Annotated in this window: 24 protein-coding genes and 1 other annotated feature; of the genes, 23 read left to right on the top strand and 1 reads right to left on the bottom strand. The window is 37.8% G+C overall.

Annotated features, from left to right (window positions below):
* The first annotated feature begins 5 nt into the window (after positions 1 to 5).
* From AC1VU3_RS11185 to AC1VU3_RS11085, 21 genes are all read left to right on the top strand, one after another.
* Entirely contained in the window at positions 6 to 1220 is a 1215-nt protein-coding gene (locus AC1VU3_RS11185) for a carboxylate--amine ligase (protein ID WP_480387370.1), read from the top strand.
* Between the two features lie 826 nt (positions 1221 to 2046).
* Positions 2047 to 3057, top strand: a complete 1011-nt coding sequence (gene hflK / locus AC1VU3_RS11180) for an FtsH protease activity modulator HflK (RefSeq protein WP_482983517.1) — start codon at positions 2047 to 2049, stop codon at positions 3055 to 3057.
* A complete protein-coding gene (gene hflC / locus AC1VU3_RS11175) occupies positions 3057 to 4028 on the top strand; it encodes a protease modulator HflC (protein ID WP_482983516.1) in 972 nt (323 codons plus the stop codon). The genes hflK and hflC overlap by 1 nt, the downstream gene beginning before the upstream one ends.
* A gap of 103 nt (positions 4029 to 4131) precedes the next feature.
* Positions 4132 to 6759 carry a DNA polymerase I gene (gene polA / locus AC1VU3_RS11170; protein ID WP_482983515.1) on the top strand — a complete coding sequence of 876 codons (2628 nt, stop codon included), beginning with the start codon at positions 4132 to 4134 and terminating at the stop codon, positions 6757 to 6759.
* Positions 6760 to 6771: 12 nt separating this feature from the next.
* The gene (gene mutM, locus AC1VU3_RS11165) at positions 6772 to 7644 is read left to right on the top strand and encodes a bifunctional DNA-formamidopyrimidine glycosylase/DNA-(apurinic or apyrimidinic site) lyase (protein WP_480387374.1); all 873 of its coding nucleotides are present in this window, start codon (positions 6772 to 6774) and stop codon (positions 7642 to 7644) included.
* Positions 7645 to 7656: 12 nt separating this feature from the next.
* Positions 7657 to 8247 carry a dephospho-CoA kinase gene (gene coaE / locus AC1VU3_RS11160; RefSeq protein WP_480387375.1) on the top strand — a complete coding sequence of 197 codons (591 nt, stop codon included), beginning with the start codon at positions 7657 to 7659 and terminating at the stop codon, positions 8245 to 8247.
* A 119-nt stretch (positions 8248 to 8366) separates the two neighbouring features.
* Positions 8367 to 9401: a glyceraldehyde-3-phosphate dehydrogenase gene (locus tag AC1VU3_RS11155; protein ID WP_480387376.1), complete on the top strand. Its 1035-nt coding sequence runs from the start codon at positions 8367 to 8369 to the stop codon at positions 9399 to 9401.
* A gap of 245 nt (positions 9402 to 9646) precedes the next feature.
* Positions 9647 to 10030: an adenosylmethionine decarboxylase gene (gene speD, locus AC1VU3_RS11150; protein WP_480387377.1), complete on the top strand. Its 384-nt coding sequence runs from the start codon at positions 9647 to 9649 to the stop codon at positions 10028 to 10030.
* 120 nt (positions 10031 to 10150) lie between these two features.
* Complete coding sequence (gene nrdR / locus AC1VU3_RS11145; protein ID WP_480387378.1) at positions 10151 to 10615, top strand: transcriptional regulator NrdR; 465 nt, start codon at positions 10151 to 10153, stop codon at positions 10613 to 10615.
* Positions 10616 to 10639: 24 nt separating this feature from the next.
* A complete protein-coding gene (locus AC1VU3_RS11140) occupies positions 10640 to 11989 on the top strand; it encodes a replication initiation and membrane attachment family protein (protein WP_482983514.1) in 1350 nt (449 codons plus the stop codon).
* 10 nt (positions 11990 to 11999) lie between these two features.
* Positions 12000 to 12938 carry a primosomal protein DnaI gene (gene dnaI / locus AC1VU3_RS11135; protein WP_482983513.1) on the top strand — a complete coding sequence of 313 codons (939 nt, stop codon included), beginning with the start codon at positions 12000 to 12002 and terminating at the stop codon, positions 12936 to 12938.
* Positions 12939 to 13016: 78 nt separating this feature from the next.
* Positions 13017 to 13241 (top strand) — a binding site (T-box leader).
* Between the two features lie 73 nt (positions 13242 to 13314).
* Positions 13315 to 15252, top strand: coding sequence for a threonine--tRNA ligase (thrS, locus tag AC1VU3_RS11130; RefSeq protein WP_482983532.1), 1938 nt, complete (start codon positions 13315 to 13317; stop codon positions 15250 to 15252).
* Between the two features lie 225 nt (positions 15253 to 15477).
* A complete protein-coding gene (infC, locus tag AC1VU3_RS11125; protein ID WP_480387382.1) occupies positions 15478 to 16041 on the top strand; it encodes a translation initiation factor IF-3 in 564 nt (187 codons plus the stop codon).
* Positions 16042 to 16071: 30 nt separating this feature from the next.
* Positions 16072 to 16272, top strand: coding sequence for a 50S ribosomal protein L35 (gene rpmI, locus AC1VU3_RS11120; protein ID WP_480387383.1), 201 nt, complete (start codon positions 16072 to 16074; stop codon positions 16270 to 16272).
* A 46-nt stretch (positions 16273 to 16318) separates the two neighbouring features.
* The gene (gene rplT / locus AC1VU3_RS11115; RefSeq protein ID WP_480387384.1) at positions 16319 to 16678 is read left to right on the top strand and encodes a 50S ribosomal protein L20; all 360 of its coding nucleotides are present in this window, start codon (positions 16319 to 16321) and stop codon (positions 16676 to 16678) included.
* A gap of 99 nt (positions 16679 to 16777) precedes the next feature.
* Positions 16778 to 17062 carry a DUF1294 domain-containing protein gene (locus tag AC1VU3_RS11110; RefSeq protein ID WP_480387385.1) on the top strand — a complete coding sequence of 95 codons (285 nt, stop codon included), beginning with the start codon at positions 16778 to 16780 and terminating at the stop codon, positions 17060 to 17062.
* A gap of 827 nt (positions 17063 to 17889) precedes the next feature.
* Positions 17890 to 19263: a VanZ family protein gene (locus AC1VU3_RS11105; protein ID WP_482983512.1), complete on the top strand. Its 1374-nt coding sequence runs from the start codon at positions 17890 to 17892 to the stop codon at positions 19261 to 19263.
* A gap of 164 nt (positions 19264 to 19427) precedes the next feature.
* Positions 19428 to 19604, top strand: coding sequence for a hypothetical protein (locus AC1VU3_RS11100; RefSeq protein WP_482983511.1), 177 nt, complete (start codon positions 19428 to 19430; stop codon positions 19602 to 19604).
* 165 nt (positions 19605 to 19769) lie between these two features.
* Positions 19770 to 20504 carry a DUF5694 domain-containing protein gene (locus AC1VU3_RS11095; protein ID WP_482983510.1) on the top strand — a complete coding sequence of 245 codons (735 nt, stop codon included), beginning with the start codon at positions 19770 to 19772 and terminating at the stop codon, positions 20502 to 20504.
* A gap of 44 nt (positions 20505 to 20548) precedes the next feature.
* Positions 20549 to 21316: a hypothetical protein gene (locus AC1VU3_RS11090; RefSeq protein WP_482983509.1), complete on the top strand. Its 768-nt coding sequence runs from the start codon at positions 20549 to 20551 to the stop codon at positions 21314 to 21316.
* Complete coding sequence (locus AC1VU3_RS11085; RefSeq protein WP_480387390.1) at positions 21313 to 21873, top strand: ATP-binding protein; 561 nt, start codon at positions 21313 to 21315, stop codon at positions 21871 to 21873. Before AC1VU3_RS11090 ends, AC1VU3_RS11085 begins: the two co-directional genes overlap by 4 nt.
* 483 nt (positions 21874 to 22356) lie before the next feature.
* Here the strand turns inward: AC1VU3_RS11085 and AC1VU3_RS11080 are convergent, their stop codons facing one another.
* Entirely contained in the window at positions 22357 to 22743 is a 387-nt protein-coding gene (locus AC1VU3_RS11080) for a sigma-w pathway protein ysdB (protein ID WP_480387391.1), read from the bottom strand.
* 95 nt (positions 22744 to 22838) lie between these two features.
* On the opposite strand from AC1VU3_RS11080, the gene AC1VU3_RS11075 reads away from it, so the two are divergent.
* Together AC1VU3_RS11075 and AC1VU3_RS11070 are read left to right on the top strand one after the other, a co-directional pair.
* Positions 22839 to 23324: a dUTP diphosphatase gene (locus AC1VU3_RS11075; RefSeq protein WP_480387392.1), complete on the top strand. Its 486-nt coding sequence runs from the start codon at positions 22839 to 22841 to the stop codon at positions 23322 to 23324.
* 111 nt (positions 23325 to 23435) lie between these two features.
* Positions 23436 to 25337 carry a DUF2207 domain-containing protein gene (locus AC1VU3_RS11070; protein ID WP_482983508.1) on the top strand — a complete coding sequence of 634 codons (1902 nt, stop codon included), beginning with the start codon at positions 23436 to 23438 and terminating at the stop codon, positions 25335 to 25337.
* Positions 25338 to 25410: the final 73 nt, after the last annotated feature.

Below are 25410 nucleotides of genomic sequence, written 5' to 3'. Positions count from 1 at the left end.
TAAAGATGAACAAACAACCATTTATTCCAATTATCGTTGGAACGGATATAAACGCCTATAATATGGCTATATCCTTTCATGAAGAATACAATATTAAACCTATCCTAGTCGGAAAAGAAGAAATGTCCTTTACTAAGTGGAGTAACGTAATTGATCATATTGAAATTCATCCTAACTTATGGGATAAGCAAGCATTTGTAGCTGTATTGTCTGAGGTGGCAGACAAATATCAATCACCGGACAAGCAGTTACTTTTGGTTGGAACAAATGACTTTTATGTTCGATTGATCATAGAAAATGCAGATGTTCTTCGAGAAAAGTTTGTTTTTAACTATATGTCTGAGGAATTGATGAATAACCTGTTAGTAAAATCTAATTTCTACAAGCTTTGTGAAGAACATGGCATTGACACACCTAAAACATATTTTTATTCCTGTGCAAAGAAAGAGCCGTTTACAGAGGAAGTCCTTTTTCCATTGATTATAAAACCAAGCAATGGGGTCGAATATTATAAGCATAAGTTTCAAGGGCAGCAAAAGGTTTATCGAGTAGAGAATCAGCAGCAGCTTCAAGAGGTCATCAGTAAAGTAAATGCGAGTGGATATCAAGAGGATTTGATTATTCAAGATTACATACCTGGTGATGATACTTATATGTGGGATTCTGTTTTCTATATGAGCTCGAAAGGAAAGGCCCAGCTTAGCACGCTTGCTCAAGTTGTGCTTCAAGAGCATACTGTGACAGCGATAGGAAATTACACAGCTTTGATTACGAGATATAACGAAGATCTAATGAAAAAGCTTCAGCATTTCCTAGAGGCAGTCGGCTATGTAGGCTTCGCCAACTTTGATTTGAAATATGACGAACGTGACGGCAAATTTAAAGTATTTGAAGTGAATATTCGTCAGGGAAGATCAAGTTATTATACTACTGCGCTTGGCCATAACATGGCTAGATATTTTGTGGATGATATTATTTACCATAAAGACAAGGAGCTAACCTTGTTGAATGAGCATTACTTGTTCACTGTAGTACCGAAAATTGTGTTGAAAAAATTTGTGGATAATAAAGAAATACAGCAAGAAATTCGTACACTGCTTCGTCAAGGAAAATGGGGTAACCCGTTATTTTATAAAAATGACCGAAACCTTACTCGTAAGCTTTATTTGATGGCGCGTCAATTAAATTACTATAAAAAATATAAAAATAATTCTTGGTAAAAATAGAGGGCATTGAAAAAGTCTATTAATATTAGAAGCGAGGATGTGGAGGAGAATCTTTCGCATTACTCGCTTTTTAAATTGTTTATTACCATTGTGGCGGACGCTTTTCACGGAGCCCAACAGGATGTTGGTTAGGAATACGTTGTCACACGATGTGACGTCTTGGTTTTCCCTCCTTTAGCCTCCCTCGCTTTGCTCAGTACAGGTGCTTTTCTGAAAAAACCGATGGGCTGGGAAAAAAGTGAATTCTTAAATAAAAGAGAAGGACAAAACAATTTTTTGTGATTTGTTACACATTTTTTTACAAGATTCTTATCAAGATTTATTTATTAGAAGGTAGTACCAATGGTTCAAAACAGCGTCGGTGACTCCTGCGGGAACGCAAATTTATTAGCGACGAAAGAGGAGTCCCAAAGGAACAAAGGCAAAAAAACGTCACATCGTGTGACAATGCCTTTGTGACCAACATCCTGTTGGCCTCCGGCGCAGTGAAGAACCATACGTTTTAAAAGTAAGAAAGCACTTACGATTTCTTCAAAAGGATAAATCGCAAGCGCTGTTCTATTGTTTTGTCCCAGGCTTTCGTTCTTTTTTTATACGCTTAATTATTTGCGTGCCTACAGCTAGTCGGAAGAGTAACATCCTTTTCGTAATAGGCATATCATTTACCACTGAACTTTTTCGTAAGGGGCTTGTCAAAGAAAGAGAACTGATCACAAACAAAACTTGTTTTTTCGAGTTATTCATACTTATTAAAAATATATTGAAACCAATTGGATATCCTTTCCGTATAAGACCTATAGATAGAGAAAGGGGAAAGAAAATGAGTACAAAAAGAGTGTTATCGATCATAGCTATATCAGTCGTTGGTATCATTTTATTATCTGCTTTGTTAACTTCTTGGTATACAGTGGATGAATCTGAACAGGCAATTGTTATAACCTTCGGTGAAGCAAGTGATCCAATTGTAGAGCCTGGCTTAAAGTTCAAAATGCCTTGGCCGATCCAAAAGGTAGAAAAGTTATCAAAGGAAACGTTCGGTCTTCAATTTGGTTATAGCCAATCGGAGGACGGTGAGATCACCTCCTTTGACAAGGACACCAAAATGATTACAGGCGATGATAATATCGTTCTTGCAGATCTAGTTGTTCAATATAAAATTACTGATCCTAAAAGATATTTATTTAACTCGGAAAATCCTCAAGAAATTCTTCATGATGCAACATCTGCATCTATTAGATCTGTAATCGGTAACTCGAAGATTGACGCAGCATTAACAAATGGAAAAGCGGAAATTGAGGCTGCTACAAACGAAATGCTTCAAGGCTTAATAGAGAAATATGATATTGGTATTACGGTGTTAACAGTGAAGCTTCAGGACGTGGAGTTGCCAAACGCGGAGGTTCGTGCAGCATTCACTGCCGTGACAGACGCAGAGGAAACGAAAAACACGAAAAGAAATCAGGCTGAAAAATACAAAAACCAAATGGTAAGTGAAGCGGTTGGGGAAAAGGATGCAATTATCTCCAATGCAGAAGCTTATAAATTTGAGCGTATTGCTCAGGCAAATGGTGATGTGGCAATATTTAACGAGCTTTATGAGGAATATCGGAACAACCAAGAAATTACTAAACAGCGATTAATCTTAGAGACGTTAGATTCTGTTCTTCCAGGTGCACAAATCTATATTATGAATGACGAAGGCGGCACGATGAAGTACTTGCCGATTCAGCCGGTAGATAGTAAGCAAGCGACAACTCCTAAGGCAGAGACAGAAGCAAAAACAGAAGCAACTAAAACAGAAGCAACTAAAACAGAAGGGAGTGGGCAATAATGGCTGACAATCATAACCCTTTTGAAAACCTAGAAAATAAATATAAAACGGTGAAAAACAAACCGAAGAAGGAAAAGACACCTTTTGACTTTAAAAAGCATTCCAAATCATTTATCGCTATTCTCCTTATATTTGTTGTAGCGATTATTGCGGTTGTAAACATCTATGTTGTAAAAGAAGGCGAATATAAAGTAGTCCGTCAGTTTGGTGAAATTAAAGACATTAAGAGTGAGCCAGGTCTTCATATGAAAATCCCTTTCCTTCAAAGTGTGTCTACAATTCCTAAGTACCAAATGAATTATAAGCTTTCTGAAAGAGAAATAAATACAGCTGATAAGCGTCGTATTATTGTAGATAATTATGCTGTTTGGAAGGTAACCAATCCAAAGCAAATGATATCTAGTGCGGGAAGTCTGGATGGAGCCGGCGCTCGGATGGAGGAGTTTATCTATTCTGTCGTACGTACAGAGCTTGGGCAACTAAAGTATAGCGATATTATTAATGATGAAAATTCAGAGCGTGGAAGTCTAAATGATAAAATTACTGCACATGTAAATGAGCTTCTTGCAAAAGATAAATATGGTATAGAAGTAGTAGATGTGCGTATTAAACGAATTGATTTACCGCAGGAAAATGAACAATCCGTATTTAATGAAATGATTTCAGAGCGTCAAAGTATTGCCCAAGAATTCCTTTCTACAGGTGATGCAGATAAGAGACGTATCGAAGCAGAAACAGATCGTACGGTAAAAGAGATGCTAGCAACAGCTAATGAACAAGCAGCTGAAATAAGAGCAGCTGGAGATGCAGAGGCTGCTAAAATCTATAACACAAGCTTTTCGAAGGATCCAGAGTTTTATTCCATATACAGAACGCTAGAATCCTATAAGAAAACAATTGGAGAAGATACTATGATTATCATTCCTTCTGATTCTCCATATGCACGAATTCTTTCTGGGTATCTAGAATAGTATATAAATCGTCATTCCCCTTACTCTCATGGTAAGATATAAGGAATGACGATTTTTTTGCGTAAATAACGCGTAATTATTTAATTTCAAGGAGTGAAGGATTATGTCATCTGAAAAAATCCTGTTGCTAGATGGAAACAGCTTAGCATACCGAGCATTTTTTGCGTTACCACTTTTAACAAATGAACATGGCATACATACCAATGCGGTTTATGGGTTTACCATGATGCTACAAAAAATAATGGAAGAGGAAAATCCTACGCATATGCTCGTAGCGTTTGACGCTGGAAAAACTACTTTCCGCCACGCTACATTTGGTGAATACAAAGGTGGAAGACAAAAAACTCCGCCAGAGCTTTCAGAACAATTTCCTTATTTACGAAAATTGATCGACGCCTATGGAATCAAACGATATGAACAAGAGATGTATGAAGCAGATGATATTATCGGCACCTTGAGTAAACAAGCAGAAGCTAAAGGTCGGCAAGTGGTCATCGTTTCAGGGGATAAAGACTTAACACAGCTAGCTACAGACAATACAACCGTATATATCACTCGAAAAGGGATTACCGATATTGAAAAATACACACCTTCCCATGTGCAAGAAAAATATGGACTGACTCCTATCCAAATTATCGATATGAAGGGACTAATGGGAGATTCGTCTGATAATATCCCAGGAGTACCTGGAGTTGGAGAAAAAACTGCGATTAAGCTGTTGAAGGAGCATGGATCCGTTGAAAAGCTATATGAAGCAATAGACTCTGTGAGCGGGGCAAAGCTGAAAGAAAAGCTTGTTGTCAATGAAGAGCAAGCGAAGATGAGTAAGGTGCTTGCTACAATTGAAACAAATGCGCCAATTCAAGTGAGTCTTGAAGATATTTCCTATAGTGGACCTAATATGGATGAGGTCATTAAGGTATGGAAAGAACTTTCCTTTAAGACCTTACTAGAAAAGACAGAATATGTCGTGGAGGACCACGAAACTACTGAAACGAACTTTGAGGTGTTGGACAAGCTAAACCCAGCTATTTTGACGGATGAAATGGCTGTTCTATTAGAGATGTTTGATGAACAATACCATACTGCTCAACTATTGGGAGTAGCACTTTCAGATGGAGAAAAATCTTACTTCATTGAAGGTAGTGAGGCATTTCAATCAAATGAATTTTGCACATGGCTAGCAGATGAAAGCAAAACAAAATATGTAGCAGACTCTAAAGCTACACAAGCAGTGTGTAGAAAGCACGGTGTCACAATTACCGGTGTAGAGTTTGACCTTTTACTTGCAGCATATATTGACAATCCAGCTATCTCTTCAGAGGACGTTGCTTCCATCGCCAAAGAATATGGATACTATAATCTTTTCACTGATGAAAGTGTATACGGGAAAGGTGCGAAGAAGGCAACTCCAGAATTACAAAGGTTAGCAGAGCATGCAACTAGAAAAGCGCTTGGGATTTGGCACTTAAAGCCTATCGTAGAGAAAAAGCTGAAGGAAAACGAACAGTTTGAACTATATAAAGAACTAGAGCTACCACTTGCCTCTATTCTTGGTTCAATGGAATCGGATGGAGTAAGTGTGGACAGACAGGTCTTAGAAGACATGGGCAAGGACTTAGAAAGCAAGCTTCAGGACATCGAAAAGAAAATTCATGAGCTTGCCGGAGAATCCTTCAATATTAATTCTCCTAAGCAGCTAGGAGTAATTCTTTTCGAAAAGCTAGGTCTCCCTCCAATTAAGAAAACAAAAACTGGTTATTCTACAGCCGCTGACGTACTAGAAAAGCTAGCAAGCGAGCATCAAATCATTCAAGAGATATTATTATACCGACAGTTAGGAAAGTTAAACTCTACTTATATTGAAGGCCTTCTAAAGGAAATACATGTAGAGGATGGAAAAATTCATACTCGCTATCAGCAGGCATTAACTTCCACAGGAAGACTAAGCTCCATCAATCCTAACCTTCAAAATATACCAATTCGTTTGGAAGAAGGAAGAAAGATTCGAAAGGCTTTTGTACCGTCCAGACCTGGCTGGGTTATGTTTGCTGCTGACTATTCTCAGATTGAGTTACGAGTACTAGCCCATATGTCTAGAGATCAGAACCTAATAGAAGCGTTTATTCACGATATGGATGTTCATACAAAAACTGCGATGGACGTTTTTCAAGTTACTCAAGAGAATGTGACCTCGGAAATGCGCCGAGCAGCTAAGGCGGTTAATTTCGGGATTGTCTATGGAATCAGTGATTATGGACTTTCACAAAGCTTAAACATTACAAGAAAAGAAGCAGCAAATTTCATCGAGCAGTATTTGAACAGCTTCCCTGGCGTAAAGGAATATATGGATGAAACCATAGCAAAAGCCAAGCAGAAGGGTTATGTCACGACTATTTTAAATAGAAGAAGATATCTTCCTGATATTACAAGCTCGAACTTTAATTTAAGAAGCTTTGCAGAGAGAACTGCTATGAACACCCCTATTCAAGGCAGTGCGGCAGATATTATTAAAAAAGCGATGATTGATATGGCTGAAAGATTATCAAATGAAAAACTACAAACAAGAATGCTGCTCCAAGTGCATGATGAGCTTATTTTCGAAGCACCACAGGAGGAAATAGCAATACTAGAAAAAATTGTGCCAGAGGTCATGGAATCTGCCATTAAGCTGATTGTTCCCTTAAAGGTAGACTATGCATATGGTCCTTCTTGGTATGAAGCAAAGTAAGGAGTAATAGAAATGCCGGAATTACCAGAAGTAGAGGGGGTTGTAAGAGGCCTCCAGCCAGTAGTTACTGGAAAAACGATTAAGTCTGTCGATGTTTCAGAAACAATCCTTACCTCCAAGATGAAGGGGAAGGAAGCCATTATTAAAGGGAGCAGCGTAGAAGATTTTCAAAGGCTGCTAGTCGGAAAACAAATTACAAGCATTCAAAGAAGATCCAAATATATTTATTTTCATCTTCAACAAGATAAAAAGGAACAGCTCCTCGTATCCCACTTAGGGATGTCGGGGGCCTGGTTCTATGTACGGAGCATACTCGATATATTGGAAGAGAAATTTAGGAAACATGCGCACGTTACCTTACACTTTGAAGAAGGTGACATGCTTGTATATGCCGATATTAGAAGATTTGGTGAACTGCGATTTTTAGAAAAAGAGGCTGATCACCCTCCCTTACTATTAATGGCACCTGAGCCGTTTGATGAAAATGCCCTTGATCATTTCTTAGAGCTAAGTAAGCTCCCTAAATATGAAAATAAAGCGATTAAGGAATTTATCATGGATGGGCATGTCGTTTCAGGCTGTGGGAATATCTACGCAACTGAGGCGCTTTTTCGGATGAAAATACACCCTGCTAGAAAGGTAAAAAGGATTAGCAGAGAGAGAAAGATTCAGCTTTTCCAAGAAATTGTGATTGTTCTACTTGATAGCATCGAAAACGGAGGAAGTACTATTTCTGATTACCGTTCCATTAATGGTGGTGCGGGGAATATGCAACACAGGCTCCAAATGTATGGAAAAAAGGAATGTGGCGCTTGTGGCAGTAAAACGAAACAGCAAACAATTGGTGGTCGAACATCAACGTATTGTGGAAAATGTCAAAGGTAATGGGGGAACAAGATGATTATTGGATTAACAGGTAGTATTGCAAGTGGGAAGAGCACTGTTTCTAATATGCTGAAGTCTATGGGCTATCCCGTCATAGATGCTGACCTTGTAGCGAGAGTAGTGGTGGAAAAGGGGACAGAAACATTACAAGCAATTCAGTTTGCTTTTGGTGATGAAATATTAACGGAGGATGGGTCCTTAAATAGAGAAAAATTAGGATCCATCATCTTTCATTCTCCTGCTAAACGGAAACAGCTAAATGACATTATACATCCTGCAATCAGAGCAGAAATGCTCAGACAGAAAGAGGAGCTAATACAAGCCGGTCATCAAACAATTATTATGGATATACCCTTGCTCTTTGAAAGCAAGCTACAATCCTTTGTAGATAAAATCATTGTAGTGACCGTTACAGAGGAGACGCAGCTTCAAAGACTAATGAAAAGAAATAATTATACTTTAGAAGAGGCAAAAGCACGGATACACTCCCAATTGCCTCTCTCCATCAAAGAAAAGGGTGCAGATGCTGTCATATATAACAACGGTACGGTTCAATCGGCGGAAGAGCAATTAAAAAAAATATTGCTGTCATGGAATATATAATTGTTCGAATACTCCGAATATAATATACTGTCGTTTTAAGGCTGCATATTCATAAAAATGTGTTATACTAATTACGAGTAAAAAACAAAAAAGTATCACACGTTATAGGAGGATATAAAATGTCAGCTTCGGTAGCAATTAATGGTTTTGGTCGTATAGGTCGTATGGTATTTCGTCAGGCAATTTTTCAAGAGGATTTAAGAATAGTAGCAATTAATGCAAGATATTCACTAGAGACGCTTGCTCATCTGATTAAATATGATTCAACACACGGTACCTTTACTGGAGAAATTGAAATTACAGACAATGCTTTAGTAGTGAACGGTCAAAGAGTAGAAATTGTTAACGAGCGTGAACCAGAAAATCTTCCTTGGAAAGAATTGAACGTTGATATCGTGATTGAGTCAACAGGAAAGTTCAATGATGGAGAAAAAGCTTCTGGACATCTGAAAGCAGGAGCAAAAAAAGTCGTTATTACTGCACCTGCTAAAAATGAGGATGCAACAATAGTGATTGGAGTAAACGATGATCAATTAGATGTTGCAACACAAAATATCATCTCTAATGCAAGCTGTACAACAAACTGCTTAGCTCCAGTAGTAAAAGTGTTAAATGATTCATTCGGAATTGAAAATGGGTTAATGACAACTGTTCATGCCTATACAAACGATCAAAATAACTTGGATAACCCACATAAGGACTTAAGACGTGCTCGTTCTTGTGGGCAATCAATTATTCCTACTTCTACGGGAGCAGCTAAAGCGCTTTCACTAGTTCTTCCGGAACTAAAAGGGAAAATCCATGGTATGGCGCTTCGAGTTCCAACTCCAAACGTATCTTTAGTAGATTTAGTAGTGGATGTCAAACAACCAGTTACAGCAGAACAAGTCAATGAAGCATTTGTGAAGGCTGCGGAAGGTCCGATGAAAGGAATCCTTGGAATTTCAATGGAGCCACTTGTTTCTATTGACTATAACACTACTACTCAATCTAGTACTATTGATGGCTTAACTACTATGGTAATGGGAGATACAAAGGTGAAGGTTTTAGCTTGGTATGATAACGAGTGGGGCTATTCTGCTAGAGTAGTAGACTTAACGAAAAAAGTGGCTAATGCGCTACAAGTTGAGGATAACTTTGTAAGAAATAGCTGATTGAAGTGTCGTCTGGCCATTTATTAAATGGTCAACAACCTATATTTTAAAATTTTTTCCATCCTCTTTCTAAATTTCTAGAAAGAGGATTTTTTTATTGCCAAACGAATATATATATTCTATAATTGGAATCGTGTACTTCTAGTACATGGACTACTTAAAGGGTTAGGACCTCTTTGGACTAACTTTCCCCCGTGGTAGTCAACTTTGATAAAAATTAAACTAATCAAAGGGGGAAACGGACATTGGAGACAATGGGACGTCACATTATTGCAGAACTATGGGAGTGCGATTTTGACAAGCTTAACGATATGCAATTTATCGAGCAAACTTTTGTTGATGCTGCACTCAAATCTGGTGCAGAGGTTAGAGAAGTTGCATTCCACAAATTTGCACCTCAAGGTGTGAGTGGAGTCGTTATTATTTCTGAATCGCATTTAACGATTCACAGCTTTCCAGAGCACGGATACGCTAGCATCGATGTCTACACATGTGGAGATTTAGATCCGACAATCGCTGCTAACTATATTGCAGACGCTCTTAATGCTGGAACGCGCGAAACGCTCGAAATGCCTCGTGGTATGGGGCCAGTTAATGCACCAAAAGCACGTGTGTCAGTTCAAGCGTAAGAAAAACATGACTATAATGAGTGAGCAGAGGAAGAGATTCCTCTGCTTTTTCGATTTTATTGAAAAAAATTGTTATAATAGATATACAAAAATTTAATGTATGATTTAGGAGAGGTATATATGAGGTGCCCAGCATGCCAATTTAACGGTACGAAGGTAGTTGATTCACGCCCAGTGGATGACAACAAGGCTATAAGAAGAAGAAGGGAATGCGAAGACTGTGGTTTTCGATTTACCACTTTTGAAAAGGTAGAGGAAACGCCTTTAATTGTAGTGAAAAAGGATGGGTCTCGAGAGGAATTTAGTCGCGAAAAGGTATTGCGAGGTCTTATTCGAGCTTGTGAGAAAAGACCGGTGGCTTTAAGTCAGCTTGAAGATGTTGTTTATTTTATTGAGAAAGAGCTAAGAAGAACGGGGAATTCTGAAATTAAATCGGAAGAGGTCGGAGAAAAAGTGATGGACAAGCTTGCGGAAATAGATGAGGTAGCTTACGTTCGCTTTGCTTCCGTTTATCGACAATTCAAAGACATCAATGTATTTATTGAGGAACTAAAAGAGATATTAAAGAAAAACCCTTCGTTATAAAAGGAAAGAGATGGTGAATGAAGTATGTTATATAAAGAGCTGAATGCTACTGATTCATATAAAATTCGCTTGCCATATTCTTTTTCGGACTATGATCGTCAACTATTGACTTTGTTTTATCAGCCGCTCGTTGGTGCTGAGGGAATAAGTCTTTATTTAACCTTATGGGCAGATGGAGAATTAAAAGATGAGCATGAGTGGCCCCACTATCATTTAATGAATGTGCTGGGTGTGTCCCTAGGTAAGGTTTTTCAAGCAAGAATATCGTTAGAGGCAATCGGTCTGCTAAAAACCTGGCAAAAGTCTGAGGATAGCGGTAGAATGTTTTACTATGAATTAGAGGCGCCGCTTGACCCCGAATCTTTTTTGAAAGATCCATTGCTCTCGATGTTCTTATTTAATAAAATTGGAGAGCATGCATACAAGCAGCTTCGTAGCAGATACATACAAAATGCTGACTGGAACGAAGGGTATAAAGAAGTATCTCGTACTTTTTTAGATGTGTTCAAACCGTCAACTAGAGGAAAAACATCATTGTCTGTTGAAGAAGAGTATGAATCTAGGGGCGAGCGTGGGAAAATCCCATTTTATTATGACAGCTTTGATTTTGGTCTATTACAGGAGGGATTATCAGAGCAGCTTGTCCCTAAATCTGCTTTAACCTTTGAAGCAAAGGAATTAATCGCCAAGCTTGCTTACCTCTATAATTTAAGTCCAATTGAAATGCAGAAGGTAGTTATTCTAGCGTTGGACGAGGAGCTTCGCTTGACGGAAGCCAGATTGACGAAAGCCTGTGCAGAATATTACAAGCTGACAGTCTCTAAAACAGCCCCTGTCATAGAAAAGATAGAGCCAAAAGTATCTACTCCTGCACCAATTAGGTCCATGTCCAAAGAGGAAGAGCTTCTCTATTATTTAGAAAACACTCCTCCGGTTGACGTACTAAGAGATATTGCGAACGGGAAAGAGCCGATTTTAGCGGATGTTCAACTGGCTAATCATTTTGTGACGTATTTCAAAATGCCAATTGGTGTGGTTAACGTATTGCTGCAATATGTTTTGTTGCGAACTGATATGAAGCTTACAAAAAACTATGCAGAAAAAATAGCTTCCCATTGGAATCGTAAGGGTGTCAAAACAGCAAAGGAAGCAATGGAGCTTGCAAGAAAAGAGCATGAGCAATACCTAAAATGGAAGACAGAGGGCTCCAGCGCAAAAACTTATACGAAAAAGCCTACCAGAGAAGAAAAGGTACCAGACTGGTTCTATAAAAAAGATGGTAAGTTGAAACAATCAGGAAATGTAACGAACGGTATTCAAGACATTGATGCAGAGCGCCAAAAACTGATGGAAGAACTCGGAATAAAGAGGTAGGTGAAAAGAAATGGAACGAGTAAACGAAACATTAAAGAGAGTCATTTCCCCGGAAATATCTTCAAAATTAAGTGAACTACAGCAAGAGGTATTAGAAGATGCGGAAGTTCAAAAATTTATGGAACAGAATGCAGAAGTGATTACGAAAGAAATGGTAAGAAAGAGTTTAAACAAGCTTTATGAATTTAAATCTCAGTCACACCAATGCGAGGACTGTCCTTCCTTGGGTGAATGTATTAACCTCATGAAGGGCTATGAGCCGAAGCTTTATATTGACCGTAACTTGATCGATACAGAGTATATTCGCTGTCGTCGTGGGGTAGTGGAGGATGAGAGACGTAAGGTAACTTCTATGATTGATAGCATGCATATGCCGAAAGAAGTTATGGAAGCCAGCCTATCTAATATAGATCTGGAGGATGGAAGCAGGGTTGTTGCTGTTCGTGCTGCAAAGGATTTCTTAAATGAATGGGAGCAGACAAATGAACTGCCATCCAAAGGGCTCTATATATATGGGGAGTTTGGTGTAGGGAAGTCGTATTTGCTAGGAGCATTGGCAAACGAATTGGCAGCAAGACATATCCATTCCGTTGTTATCTATGTGCCAGAGTTCTTAAGAGAAATGAAGCAGGCTATTCAGGACCATACGTTGTCTCAAAAAATCGACTTTGTGAAAAAGGCTCCAGTACTCATGCTTGACGATATTGGTGCAGAGGCAATGACAAGCTGGACACGTGATGAGATATTAGGTACCATTTTACATTATCGAATGTCTGAGCGTTTACCTACTTTTATTACCTCTAATTTTAATTACAATGAGTTAGAGCATCACCTTTCAGTTACACAGAGAGGGGAAAAGGAAGTAGTAAAGGCAGGGCGTATTATGGAGCGTATACGTACCTTGACAGTGCCAATTATGCTACAGGGCAAAAACTGGCGTAATACGTAAAATCAAGGAGAAAATTGTTTAAATAACAACTTGCAAACAAACTTTTCCTAACGTATAATCAAGTTCATATAAGGATAACTAAATGCCTTGATGAGGACAATAATCAGTTTGTACGACTTTTTAGAGAGAGAAGCCTTGGCTGTAAGCTTCTTAAGTACCGGCAATCGATTTACCACCTCGGAGCAGTAGCTGTGAATAGCTGTAGCAGCTTACCGGTCACCGGCCCGTTAGCCGATGTAGAGCTTCGTCTATTTCTAATAGACTGAAGAAGGGTGGAACCACGAATCGTACCTCGTCCCTTTTATAGGGAGGAGGTTTTTTGTTGTATAAAAAACCTTTAGGTACCATGTTATTATTAAACGAAGGAGTGTCACAAATGGCAGAAATGATTAAATTAACATTCCCTGATGGGGCTGTGAAGGAATTCCCTGCGGGAACTTCTACTGAAGATGTAGCACAATCTATTAGTCCAGGTCTTCGTAAAAAGGCATTAGCAGGTAAACTAAGTGGACGTCTTATTGATTTAAAGACACCAATTACAGAGGACGGGGAAATTGCAATTATTACTCCGGAATCAGAGGAAGCATTAGAAATCCTTCGTCATAGCACTGCGCATTTACTTGCACAGGCAGTAAAACGCCTTTTCAAGGATGTAAAGCTTGGTGTTGGACCGGTAATTGAAGGGGGCTTCTACTATGACGTGGATTCTCCAGAGCCGATTACAGCGGACGACTTAGTTTTAATTGAAAAAGAAATGAAAAAGATTATTAATGAAAATATCGAGATTGTCCGTCATGACGTATCTCGTCAAGAGGCTTATAATCGCTTCAAGGAAATTGACGATGAATATAAGCTGGAGCTATTAGAAGCAATTCCGGAGGATGAGCAGGTTTCTATCTACGAGCAAGGTGATTTCTTTGATCTTTGCCGCGGAGTCCATGTTCCTTCTACAGGGAAATTAAGGGAATTCAAACTATTGAGCATTGCAGGTGCATACTGGCGCGGAAATAGTGACAATAAAATGCTTCAACGTATCTACGGGACTGCTTTCTTCAAAAAAGAAGACCTTCAAGAGCATCTTCGTCTCTTAGAGGAAGCAAAAGAACGTGATCACCGTAAAATCGGGAAAGAGCTAGATCTTTTCATGAATTCTCAAAAGGTTGGTCAAGGTCTTCCTTTATGGCTTCCAAATGGAGCTACGATTCGTCGTGTAATTGAGCGCTACATCGTGGATAAGGAGCTAAAGCTTGGTTACAAGCACGTGTATACACCAGTACTAGGGTCCAAGGAGCTTTACGAAACATCTGGTCACTGGGAGCACTACCAAGATTCCATGTTCCCACCAATGGAGATGGATAATGAGACACTTGTACTTCGTCCGATGAACTGTCCACACCACATGATGGTTTTTAAAAACGGAATGCATTCTTATCGTAACCTTCCATTACGTATTGCAGAGCTTGGAACAATGCACCGCTACGAAATGTCTGGAGCTGTTTCGGGATTGCAACGCGTACGTGGAATGACATTGAACGATGCTCATATTTTTGTGCGTCCTGATCAAATCAAAGAGGAATTTAAAAAGGTAGTAGAGCTTATTGTTTCTGTCTACAAAGACTTTAAGTTAGAAGACTACTCCTTCCGTCTTTCTTATAGAGATCCAGAGGATAAAGAGAAATATTTTGATGACGATGACATGTGGGAAAAAGCACAAAGCATGCTGAAGGAAGCAATGGATGAACTAGGCTTTGACTACTTTGAAGCAGATGGAGAAGCTGCTTTCTACGGTCCAAAGCTTGATGTCCAAGTGAAGACAGCTATTGGTAAAGAGGAAACGCTATCCACAGTTCAACTTGATTTCCTATTACCAGAGCGCTTTGACTTAACGTATGTTGGAGAAGACGGTAAGCAGCATCGCCCTGTTGTTATCCACCGTGGCGTAGTGTCTACAATGGAACGCTTTGTTGCTTTCTTAATTGAAGAATATAAAGGTGCTTTCCCAACATGGTTAGCTCCTGTTCAAGTGGAAGTTATCCCAGTTTCTAACGAAGTACACTTCGAATATGCAAAAGATGTAGAAGAAAAATTAGTTGCTGCAGGCTTACGTGTAGAAATGGATGATAGAGAAGAAAAGCTTGGCTATAAAATTCGTGAGGCACAAATGCAAAAAATCCCATACATGCTTGTTTTGGGAGATAAAGAGTTAGAAGCAGGGACAGTAAATGTACGTAAATACGGAGAACAAAAATCAGAAAGCATTCCTTTTGATGAGTTCTTAGCTCGAATAAAAGAAGAAGTTTCACATAACAGTTGACATGTTACCTAGTAGATGATATAGTTAATAAGGTTATTGAATACAAGTTTGTGGTATAAGAAGAGGCTGCCCGCTTCTCACCTGTTTGACACATTTGTTGACTGGTAAGCACACGATCGACTGTAACATGCGTTGCATGTTCTCATATCGGCGGGCAGACATTTATGTCTGTTCGCTTTTTTAATGGATCGAAAACGGCGTAACTAATTCGTTTCTACGGAATGTATGCCCAAACCATGTATTCGCGACACTATCTGGAGGTGGATTGTTATTAGCAAAGACATGTATGTAAACGATGGCATTCGAGCACGCGAACTACGCGTTATTGACCAAAATGGAGAACAATTAGGTTTAAAAACTCGTAATGAAGCACTTGAAATTGCAGGTCGTGTAAATTTGGATCTTGTCCTTGTGGCTCCTCAAGCCAAGCCGCCGGTCGCTCGTATCATGGACTATGGTAAATTCAAATTTGAGCAGCAAAAGAAAGACCGCGAAGTTCGTAAAAATCAAAAAGTCATCGTTATAAAAGAGGTTCGTTTGAGCCCAACAATAGATGAGCACGATTTCCAAACGAAATTAAAAAACGCGATCAAGTTCCTTGAAAAAGGAGACAAAGTGAAAGCATCTATTCGCTTTAAAGGACGTGCGATTACTCATAAAGAGATTGGTCAACGTGTATTAGATAGATTCGCTGAAGCTTGTGCGGAAGTATCCACTATCGAAGCAAAACCGAAAATGGATGGCCGCAGCATGTTCTTGGTGCTAGCGCCAAAGAACGAAAAACAGTAATAGAGTACAATTGTTTAGGAGGAATTCGACATGCCGAAAATGAAAACTCACCGTGGAGCTGCGAAGCGTTTCAAAAAAACAGGTACTGGTAAATTAAAACGTGACCGCGCTTACGGAAGCCACTTATTCGCTAACAAATCTACTAAAGCTAAACGTCATTTACGTAAAGCAAAAATGGTAACTTCAGGCGATTACAAACGTATCAAAACTTTACTTACTTACATGAAATAATAAGAGAAACTTACACATTCGATAGAATAAGCAGGAGGTAATGAATATGCCACGCGTAAAAGGCGGAACAGTGACGCGCCAGCGTCGTAAAAAGGTATTAAAATTAGCTAAAGGTTATTACGGTTCTAAACATACATTATATAAAGTAGCAAACCAACAGGTTATGAAATCTTTAATGTATGCATACCGTGACCGTCGTCAAAAGAAACGTGATTTCCGTAAATTATGGATCACTCGTATTAATGCAGCAGCACGTATGAACGGTCTTTCTTATAGCCGTTTAATGCACGGTTTAAAGCTTGCTAACATCGACGTTAACCGTAAAATGCTTGCAGACTTAGCAGTAACTGATGCAGCAGCATTCGCTCAATTAGCAGATGCAGCTAAAAAAGCAATCAATAAATAAGTAGTACTTACGAAAAGCTGATAGAGGAATTCTATCAGCTTTTTTTAATAGGAATGAGAGTTTGTTGATGTAGTATTGCATTTTTATGGGGGAATTTTGATGATAAATGTGGTTCTTATTTTTATTTTGTTGATGTCCATTTCAGCGTTTTGCTTGATGGGGTATGATAAGGCTCAGGCAAGGAAAAGTGGGCAGCGAATTCCGGAGAGAACGTTATGGACGTTTGCTATTTTTGGTGGGGGAATCGGTGCTTACTTGGGTATGCGAGTTTTTCATCATAAGACGAAGCATACGAATTTTCGGGTTGGCTTTTTGATGCTCTTGCTTATGTATATGTTTTTGATATTCTGGCTGCTGTCGGATAATGAAGTGATAGTTTTTTAAGTGGACTGCTGTATGCTTAATAAGATATTAGTGGACCTCATTATAAGGAGTTCCTCCTAGTTGTTGATGTCCGCTTTAGGCGTACGCTTGGAGTGGAGGCCAACAGGATGTTGGTCAGGAAAACGTTGGCACACGATGTGACGTTCTTAGTTTTCCCTCCAGAAGATAAGCCATCACCGAACGCTAACGCGTGCCGTTGTGATGTCTTATCTGTCTCACTCATCCCACTGGAGTCGACGCCAACGCTTCCATCAATAAAATGCTATGTAAAGAATATAGGGAACCTCATAAATTCCTCAACATTAATGTCCATTTCATAAAAACTTTTGATTGTCCGTTAAATCCAATGCAACTACTAGTACTCTTTTTAGAGAGTAGAGTCGCTTATCGATTGATCTAATTGCTACATAAGTAAAGGAGGATAAAAAAAGTTTTCTCACAAAATACATAGCATTTAAATTCTAATCGTTTAATAACACTTATTCAGGATGTCCTTTCTGTAGAAATTTTTGTCTGCCTTTTAAATCCCACGCGAAACTATCTGGAATGGATTTGCCTAACCAATCATTCTACATATTTATTTAAAGAAAAATTATCTCTTCTAATCACCATCTTCCGTTTTGCAAGTATCTTCAACAATAGGGCCTGATTGTTGTATAACGAATATCATTAGTTATATGCGTTCTCAAGGTTATATACTATAAAATTCCCTAACAACGCTTTGGGGATTTTTTTGTGAAATAAAAACTCTCTTTATTGGAACTTTTTGCAATATAATTCCGTTAAAATTATAAGTAATTACTTAAATCAGAATAGGAGTGGTTGACGTGAGATTAGAAGAAATTATTCAGATGTTACAACGAAATTTTGTGTTGGCACTAAGTGCGACAATTATTATTTGTTTAATTGTTTTTATACTATATCGATTTATTTATTTGAAAAAGTTTGCTGGTGATAAGCGATTGAAAGGTAAACAAGTAGTTGTTTCTGTATCGTTTATATTATATATCATATCAGTATGTGCGCTAACTCTACTGAATCGTGGGGTAAATTATGAAGGTAACGTCAATTTAGCACTGTTTAGCTCGTTTCGAGAAGCTTGGTATGATTTTAGTGTACGTGATTGGCAATATATTTATTTTAACATTGCAATGTTTGTGCCCTTTGGCATTTTCCTGCCACTATTATTTAAACGATTTTCCTCACTAGGCTGGACGTCACTTGCTGCGGTATTATTTACTGGATTTATTGAAGCTGTACAATACATAACAGGTGTAGGCATTTTTGAATTAGATGATTTATTTAATAATGTAGTAGGAGCACTCATAGGTTTTGGTTTAGTGAAGGTTTTCATAGTGAAACGATGGTCTTTACGAGCTTTATCTTTAACGCCATTACTACTTGTCATTGGATTATCACTAGGAATGTTTACATATTATGAGCAAAAAGAGTTTGGGAATTTAGCTATCGTTCCCGCGGTTAAGGCGAATATGGGAGATGCGAGGGTATCAACGATGATAACTTTCAATGACGAAAACCCTACGGCAACAGTTTACAAGGCACCAAGTTTAACGAAGAACGAAGCGCAACAAAAGGCTTATGAAATATTTGAAAAAATCAATGTAGATACATCTTCAATAGAAATTATTGATTATCAAAATGAAGCAAATTACCGCTATCATGGGGAACCTTCGTATTTTATATGGCTTCACTTTTTAGATGGATCCTATGAAATTACCGATTTTTCAAGTTTTAATGTGGAACCTGCTGATACAGATGAACAAACATTAGCATTTTCTCTCCAAGAAATGGGGATAACCATTCCGGAAACTGCACAATTTGAAAGAATGGATGTAGGTCGGTATGAATGGAAAATCAATCAATTTGAAACAAATAACCAGTTAATTGATGGAACATTGAAAGTGGCTTATTATCAGGATAAAACGATTAAAAGTGTATTAAATAACATAGTTGAATATAAAAGGGTAAGAGAAATTAAGTTAAAAAGCGAACAACAAGCCTATAATGAATTGTTAGATGGTAAGTTTAAGGTATATGATAAAAATATTAAGGAAATGCAAATTCAACAAGTAAAGCAAGCATATGAACTGGATTCTAAAGGATTTTATCAACCTATTTATGTATTTAGTGGCACAATTAACGGGGAAAAGAGCGTTATCTATATACCTGGGATAGAATAAAAAGTGAATATTAAAATTTTTATTTAACTCTAATCATAAAGAAACTGAGATATGATTTAAATTGAACTATACAAATTGAAGGTACGAATGTTGTTAAATCAACGTTTGTGCCTTTTTGCTTGTACTATTGATTATACAGTTTTTTATAAAAATTGCACAAACAGTTGAACAGAAAGTATTTGCTTGAGGATTCTGCATTTGAGGAGCTTTCTTCTATTGAGCTAGCGGCACTAATTTACAAGGAGCAATATGGGGCAAGCAGTATAGATAAATTTGGTACTGATTTATATCAAAAGCCTTTAACAAAATTATTATGTTTGAATACAAACGAAGCTTTTTGACAATCAAGCATTTAGTGGAAGAAAAAGGTGGAGGAGACCCACTTGTACTATTTAACGAGTATCACAAGTGGCATAAGGAAGGCAGACAGAAATCTCTTGCCGACTATATCCAAAATGAAGGAGAATCCAAACTTCTATAGAATGGTGAAGTAGGGGGGATTTTATATGAGTAGGCCAAAAGTGATGATATTGGGGACGTTTCATATGGGGCAGAGCGGTGATGTAATCCAGACAGAGGTAGATCAACTGTTATCTGCTAACAGGCAAGAAGAAATAAAAAATGTAGTAGAGAAAGTGAAGGCTTTTAAACCTACAAAGGTAGCTGTCGAGGTGGAAAAGAGCAAAAATAACCAGATAAATGAAGAGTATAAAAACTACCTAAATGGCAGCTATTCATTAGGATTAAATGAAGTTGATCAGATTGGTTATCGAATTGCTGCAGAATGTAATCATCCAGAGGTTTATTGTATTGATTGGATGGAAGAGGGAGTGGCAAAAAAGAGTGCTGGAGAGGTCTATCAATGGGCTAAGACAAATGAACCAGAGCTGTTCCTATTTATATATGGGGAAATGGAAGCTATGCTTGAGGAAAAGTCTGGATATCAGAGTATATTAGAGATGTACCAAGAAATAAATAATCCTGAAATGATAAAGAAGCATCAGAAAATGTACATCAATTCTGCTAGATTGAAAAATACCGATCAATATATTGGTCTGGATTGGCTGCTATGGTGGTACCAGCGAAACTTGATTATATTTACGAATTTAACAGAGTTAATTGAAGCCAGTCATGAAAGAATATTATTAATTATCGGTGGTGCACATGTAGAAATGTTAAATAACTTTTTAAGAGAAAGCGACCTCGTAGAAGTAGTATTGGCGGATGATTACTTATCTTAATTATTTTTGGAAATTATTGTAAAATAAGGGGAGGGGGGACTTTTATGAAACATATTTATGCGTTTGAAAAGCCAGAGGATGCGATACAGTATATGAAAAGAATTGAAAGCTTTCAGGAAAGACTTTCAGAATTTCAACAGCTTTTGCAAGAAAAATTTGAGTTAAGAGAGAAGCCGCAAGGATATGTATGGACCTCGGAGCCACTTGCAACAAGTTTCTTCTCTGAGCTGCCAATTCCAGCCTTTACAAATAAGGATCTTGTTTATATAACACCAGATTTGGACGCTTGGAGAAGCTTTTTCTTAAGAGTATATAAGGATATAAAAGACGAAAAAGTGACGAACTATTATCAAAATCTAAGTGATGAAATCATTTTAACTATTGCAGGACATGAGCTAGTACATCATATAGACTTATTTGTAGATGAATTCGAGGAAGATTACTTAGAATCCATCTGGTTTGAGGAAGGAATGTGTGATTATCTAAGTAGAAGGTATTTGTTAGGAGATTCAGCATTTGAGGAGCTTTCTTCTACTGAGCTAGCGGCACTAAACTTTTACAAAGAACAATATGGGATGAACAGTATAGATGAATTTGGTACTAGTACATATCAAAAGCCTCTAACAAACATTATGTTTGAATACAAGCGAAGCTTTTTGACAATCAAGCATTTAGTGGAAGAAAGAGCTGGAGGAGACCCACTTGTACTATTTAACGAGTATCACAAGTGGCATAAGGAGGGCAGACAGAAATCCCTTGCAGATTATTTCCAAGTGAATCATTTGTTTCGTGCGAAGGAGACAGTTGAATGAATCGCTTCGTCATTATGACAGTAGGAAAAACGCATAGCGGGAAAACCACCTTTGCACATAAATTAGAAAAGGAACTTGCAAATTCGGTAGTAATCGATCAAGATAATCATGCCCAGTTTCTAAAAGACTATTACCCGACTTTATTTCACCAAAAAGGACCGAATAAGATAAAGTATACTTTGACTCAAACAATGGTAGATTATGTGGTACACGAAACAAACCATCATATAATCCTCTGTAATTCTAATTATAATAAGCTTGGTCGAGAAAAGCTGTTAACTTATTATAAGCAAAATGGTTTTACAACGATTCTTATATTTTTTGATCTCCCGGATGAAGTGCTCTACAAACGAGTGAAGAACAGTAGTAGAAATACGGATATGTTAAGGACTGCTAAAAGCTTTTTAGAGGTATTGGATCGTCAGCAATCAGATATGGAGAAGGAAGAGGTTTGTGCTCCAACCGAAGGGGAAGCGGATTATTTCTTTACAATTCAAATGGAAAAAGATGTGCAAGAGGTAGTGAATCATCTGGTTGCTAATTTCGAAGATAGATAGGCATTTATAACAGGCACGCACTTCCGATTTTATCTGGAAGCTGCGTGCTTGTTCATTTAGAGAATTCAAGTAGTCACTAAAAATTCCGTTAGCTTTTCTTTTAACGAAATTGGGTTATCAATGCATGGATATTGTCCTGCTTGGGGAATCAGGCAAAAAGGACTCTTTGGTATAGATGAGGACAGCTCCTTTACGAATTTAACCGGTCGGGGGTCTGTTTCCCCGTGTATAAATAGAGACGGAACATGCATATTGGCCAGTATTTGTTTCCATTCCTTTTTCTCGAAATAGGAGGGAATTTGAGAACCGATTTGTTCATTAACCTCATTGTTTATATATGGCGCTTCTACTTTAGGGAGCTTGTGAAAATTTGCTTGATCATATAAATCAGTTTTTAGGCTATGCTCTCCCTTTCTGCTTTTGAAAAATAAAAACAGACTAAAGAAGTAATAGTCTGTTTGAGATGTATAGTTGGGTATGGTCTTATGCTTCTTCCTTCATTAGCTGCTCGATTGGGCTTTTCCAATTGATATGAGCAGATGGGTAATTCATTTTAATCTCTTGTTGAAGGAAGTAAAAATCTTCTTTGGTGAAGCCGTGTAATTTTGATGGTTCCTTTGCCCACACAAAAATGGAGACTACCTCAAAAGCTTGGTCTGTAGTCCCTAAATATTTTTCTCCTTCAAACATAACTCCCTTATAGGTGATAAAGAAATTTTTACGAACATTTTTAATGTCATCATAGAAATAGTAGCTTTCCTTTTCATGTGCCTCATCAAGCTTTCTTTTTGGGTCAAATAAGTAACGCAAAATTTTATAAAAAATATATATTATAAGTACAATGATAAGCAATCGTAAAATATGGACCAAGAGAATGTCCTCCTTGTATAATGCAGTATAACTGCTATACGATAGAAGAAGTAGTTTGGTTTCAAAATATCTCAAAAAATTTTTTAGGAGGAAATATGAAGTTACAACAATTATTTCAAATGCAGAAGACGTTAGATCAATACATAGAAAAAAATATGAACATACAAGAAGATGTGTTTCAAAAGAAAGGACTCGCACTGTTAATAGAGCTGTCTGAGCTTGCAAATGAAACTCGATGCTTTAAATTCTGGAGTAAAAAGGGTCCTTCTGAACGAGCAATTATACTAGAGGAATATGTAGACTCTATTCATTTTCTGTTATCTCTAGGGATTGCACGTGACTTAGAAGATTTAGAAGAATGGCCAGCTGCAAAGGTGGAGGGAGAGTTAACAGCACTATTTCTTGAAACAAGTAACGCTATTCTTCTCTTCTTAAAGAATCCTACAAAAGAAGCTTATCAAAAAGTGTGGATATTATATGGGGCTATTGCGGAAAAGTTAGGCTTCACAAACGAGGATGTTTTAGAGGCTTATATTGAAAAGAATAAAACAAACTATGAAAGACAAAAAAATGGCTACTAAGTTAGCGTGTCGTGTGACTAGGTAAATCATGAGAGTGAGATTTCCAAAATAATGAAACCAACAAGTAAGGCAGCTCGTAAAGAAGCGAGAGATTGATTTAGGGGGTGTCTTATGAAAAAAGCAATCATTTCTATCATTCTTTTGACAATTGCTTTGTTCTCTTTCTCTATGTATGCTGAGGCAAAATCCTTCGAAATTGAACGTATACATATAAAATCTTGGATACAGCCAAATGGGGATTTATTGGTCAACGAAGTCTATACTTATCAATTTGATGGGGAGTTTTCTAGGCTTACACGTGAATTTCCAAGCAAATATAATGGGAAAGTAGAAGATTTTTATGCTTATGAAATTACGGAGCCGGACGCAGAGCCAGGATTTATAAGTGGAGACTCCTTAAGGCAGTTAGAAGTAACATTTGATGAGCATATGTTTAAAAGCTCTATCAATAAATCGAGTGAACGTGCATCTTTTTTATATGTTTATACATTAAAGGATGCAGTTCTCTCTTTTAAGGATTACAGTGAGCTAAAGGTTACCTATTTTGAGAACGGTTCCTCTCACGATACGGATTATCAGAATGTAACCATTGATTTTATTCTCCCAGAAACTGTTTCTACAGACAATTTTGGCGGCTTTTTATTTGATCGTCATGCCTTAGAGGCAGAAAAAAGTGAATATGGGATTCGTTTTCATACTCCTGTTTCTAGGGCCTTCTCTACTACAAAGGCAAGCTTTTATTTTCCTTCTCATGTAATGAAAGAGATGGTCAAAAGGAATAGTGGATATTCTTTAAATGAAGTACTGGCACTAGAACAGGAAGAATGGAAAGATATGAAGGAGCGCCTAGATGCTATCGAAGTGTTGAAAAATAGTATTCCTTATTTTTCATACGGAATTCTATTGCTTGCCTTCCTATCTTTTATTCTTTTGCCACAGAGACATTTCTGGCGAAGGGGAGCAATAGAGGATGTGATGACGGCTGATGTATTGTATTTGTACTTTGTGGATAAGAATGGGAAGGTAAAGACAAATAGTTTTTTAGCAGGGCTATTTTCTTTAGTAGAAAGAGGCTTTGTGAAAGTATCGAATGCTAAACCGGCTTTCCGATTTAAAGGTGATGAGGAATCACCAAAGGAAACATTGGAATTTGACCTATTAAAGAAAGAGGCATCTTATTTTCCTTATGAACAAACAATGGTTGACTGGTTGTTCCGTGATAAGAAAAGATTCAATTTACATCAAGCTGCTGGAGTAGGAAAGAAGGATAAGAAAACAGAAGCTTCTGGTTTTTTTCATGGTCAGGTGAGGATATTTCGTATAAAGAAAAGAGATTGGGAGCAAGAGGTCTTTAAAGCCCTTAAAGAGGCAGGAACCTTTCATAATAAGATCCAATTAATCCTCCTTAGCATTGTTGTATTCTTATTGATGCTAATCACCTCCTATTCATTCTATTTGGACTTGCAAGGTATGATTATGATAGGATTGATCATCTTTATCTCGGTTATATTTATAGGAACTACTCTGTCTAAAGGAAGGTCTTATAAGGAGCTGACACTATATAGTGTCATCATGTTTTTTATTATTGTTCAAATAGTAGACGAGGAATTATTAAATATGCTGCTTGGGATGCTGTTTTCTATAATTGTTCTCTCTGTTGCCCTTCCAACCTATATACTTTCTCCCAGTGCAGTTCAAGTGAAGGATGCTATCCGCTCTTTCAAAGAAAGTCTTAAAAATAAACAAGAAGTAGAGCTTTACCAGCATAATCACAATTGGATTGTCAGAGCGTATTTATTAAAGCCGAGTAAACAAAAAATCCCGGTATTATCTACTAATGTTCCAATTGCAACGATTTTATTGGCAGAAGAGGATCCAATTTCTTATGTAGAGAAGACATGGTTATGGACGAACGCGCCATTATCCGGTAGTTCATCTGGCGGAGGCTCAGGTGGTAATTATGGATCAAGTGGAGGGTCTTCTGGTGGGGGCGGAGGGGCTGGAGCGGATTAACAGATAGTAGTCTGCTTCTCCTATCATCTGTCCACTGTAAATGAAAAATTATTTTGAAAATGCCGTCAATTTA

It is taken from the genome of Psychrobacillus sp. Z16_25, assembly GCF_056856695.1.
This window is presented reverse-complemented; position numbering and strand designations above follow the sequence as displayed.